This is a genomic window from Citrobacter sp. S46_ASV_140, from assembly GCF_018919545.1.
GTDB lineage: Bacteria > Pseudomonadota > Gammaproteobacteria > Enterobacterales > Enterobacteriaceae > Citrobacter > Citrobacter braakii.
On sequence record NZ_JAHLRC010000226.1, the window covers coordinates 1 to 2,976 of the forward strand.

Sequence of the window (2,976 nt, forward strand, 5' to 3'; positions counted from 1 at the left end):
GATCGTAGGTTGCGCGACAATAATCCGGCACTACCGAGGCTCCCGGGTATGGCGAAGATTTAATGTCGGTAAGCTCCAGAATGCCAGGCCCCAGTACCGGGTGCGTTGGCGGAGTGATTGTGCGAATTTTGTCGATCAATTGCGCCATTTTGTACACCGCGTTAATGCCTGCCTGCGGGTTGGCGGAGTGCGCGGGTTTACCAAACGTTTCGACCACAATTTCAGCGCGGCCACGCTGACCAATTTTCAGGTTTAACTCGGAAGCTTCACCGATGATCACGTAGTCCGGCTTATAGCGCTCGCTGACCAGCCGGGCGGCAATACCTTCGAAGCACTCCTCATGCACGATGCAGGCAACGTAGATTTTGCCGGCAAAATTACGCTGATTGTCCTGGCCGAAAAAACCCACGGCGGAAATCATCGCCGCCACGGCACCTTTCATATCGGTTGTACCGCGACCATAAATTTTGCCATCGTCGATATCGCCGCCGTACGGGTTGCGGCTCCACTTCTCTTCGTTGACCGGCACGGTATCGATATGTCCATCGAGAACCAGCGTTTTCCCCGGCTGATTGCCGACAATGCCGCCCACAATGTTGCCGTACTTATCAACGTGGATGTCATCGAACTGGTAATGCTGCATCATTTTTTTTATGGCATTAACCACTTCCCCTTCCTGACCGGAATAACTTTTTTGTTGGATCAGCGCCTGACAGTTTTTAATGACTTCATCAATACGTTTTGCAGATAACATGGGTTTCTCCGTTATTTCTCTCAATCAGGAAATGTGTTATTTGATGCCCGGGTACTGACCGCCCCAGACAATATCCAGATATTGTTGTGGGTCGGTGTCGCCTTCGGTACTGACCAACAGCACGCGGGAATGCGCATCCAGCCCCAGTTGTTCACGCGTTTGCGCCAGTTCAGGTGAGGTCATCAGCAGCGCCAGCAGACCGGAAGTGACCGCGCCGGACTCACCGGATACGATCTGCGGATCGCCCGCCAACGGATTACCCAGCATGCGCATGCCCAGCGCTGCGACTTCATCAGGACAGGAGGCAAATGCGTTGGCATAATCACGTAGCAGTTTCCAGCCGATGCTGTTCGCCTCACCGCAGGCGAGACCAGCCATCACGGTTTGCAAATCGCCGCCCACCGCAATTGCATCCCCTTCTTTAGAGCGGGCAGAGCGGTAAAGACAATCGGCAATTAACGCTTCGGCGACGATCACTTTCGGGCGGTGTTCACCCCAGGCTGCCGCCACCATTCCCTGCACCATTCCGGCAAACGAGCCAACGCCTGCCTGAACAAAAATATGCGTCGGCGCAACCTGATGCAGTTGGTCTATCGCCTCCAGCATCAGCGTGCCGTAGCCCTGCATAATCCACTGCGGGATTTTTTCATACCCTTCCCAGGCGGTATCCTGCACCACAATCCAGCCATGCTTTTGTGCCTGTTCCGCGGTCATGCGAACCGCATCGTCATAGTTCATATCGACGATTTCAGCGGTAGCGCCTTCATTACGGATGGAGGTCAAACGCTGCTGCGAAGAGCCCTTCGGCATATAAACCACGGCGTTTTGCTTCAGCTGGCGCGCCATCCACGCCACACCGCGACCGTGGTTGCCATCGGTGGTGGTGGCAAACGTGACGGTTTGGAGATCACGGCGTACCTCTTCGCTGGTCATCACGTCAAACGGCAGTTCACTGATATCCTTGCCGATTAATTCCGCGATATGGCACGCCATCGCATAGGAGCCGCCCAACGCTTTGAAGGCTTTCAGGCCAAAACGCTGAGACTCATCCTTGAGATAGATATTTTTAACACCCAGCTTTTTTGCAAGAGCCGGCAGCGTATATAACGGCGTCGGCGCATAACCCGGAATAGACCGATGAAAATTCAACGCTTTTACCAGTTCCTGGCGACTAAACGGTGCCAGCGGCGCGTTTGGATGTTCGGTAAACGGCGTCTGGTTGATAAAAAATGATAAGTTTTCCTGCATCATAAAACCTCATTGTTCTGGTATTTCACTCCCTGTAATAGACGTATACAGAGATAGTTACGCTATCGGTATTGCCAATAGAGCAAAATGCTTACCAGTTTTTTATTAATCGAGTAAAACCTTATAAATATTTTAATAAAGTCTTTATTTTCAAATAATTAAAAAGAAAACGAGATGGGCACTGAAAAATACCACAGCGTTAGTTTATCGCCTCGTTTGATAAATTCTCACAATTGATAAATAGTGTGATCGCGGAAGATAAAATAAAAAAAACATCCAAAAACAGAGTGGTAGATTGATTTTTCGCAAATCATTTTTGCATTGCTTCGCATATTTATCATCTCCCTTGAGAAACGCCACTCGCTGCCGGAGAAGTACCATGATTTCAGTACTCAGCAATATTCAGGATGATATCTGCAATTATGCCGACGCTATTTCTGGCATAACCGGAACGGATGTTGAAATCATCGATGAATCCTTAATGCGCATCGCTGGCACCGGTAAATACCGACATATGCTCAATGAAAACGTGGCAAAAAATGGCTACATCTACCACCACGTTTTGCAGGTCCGAGAAACGGTTCTTATCAAAAATCCCGGCGAACATCCGCTGTGTCAGTTATGTGAAAAACACCACTACTGTTCTGAAATGCTGGATTTGAACGCACCAATTTTTCTCAACAATCGTGTGATTGGCGTGATCGGAATTATTTGCTCAACCCAGGCGCAGCGTGACGCGTTATTGAGCCAGATTGATAAATTTGTCACTTTTATTGAGCAAATCGCGGTGATGATCTCCAGTAAGGTCTTTGAATGTCTGGAGCGTTTACGCGCGCAGGAAACCCTCGGCGCATTTCGGCGTCTGATCGATGCCATGGACCGCGGCGTTGTAGCAATTGATGGCAATGGTCTTATCTGGCATGCCAATCATTCAGCCGATCGCATTCTCAACCGCGAAGTTCAGGGATTACCGC

Annotated in this window: 3 protein-coding genes; 1 reads left to right on the plus strand and 2 read right to left on the minus strand. The window is 49.9% G+C overall.

The window, feature by feature from the left end; genetic code table 11:
• Positions 1-754: M20/M25/M40 family metallo-hydrolase (locus KQJ19_RS23155; protein WP_216404239.1), on the minus strand; the 754-nt coding region annotated here is incomplete at its 3' end.
• 36 nt (positions 755-790) lie between these two features.
• Positions 791-2,002, minus strand: a complete 1,212-nt coding sequence (gene dpaL, locus KQJ19_RS23160) for a diaminopropionate ammonia-lyase (protein ID WP_047502259.1) — start codon at positions 2,000-2,002, stop codon at positions 791-793.
• Positions 2,003-2,381: 379 nt separating this feature from the next.
• Here dpaL and KQJ19_RS23165 point away from each other — a divergent pair.
• The coding region (locus KQJ19_RS23165; protein WP_216404240.1) for a PAS domain-containing protein at positions 2,382-2,976 on the plus strand (595 nt) is incomplete at its 3' end.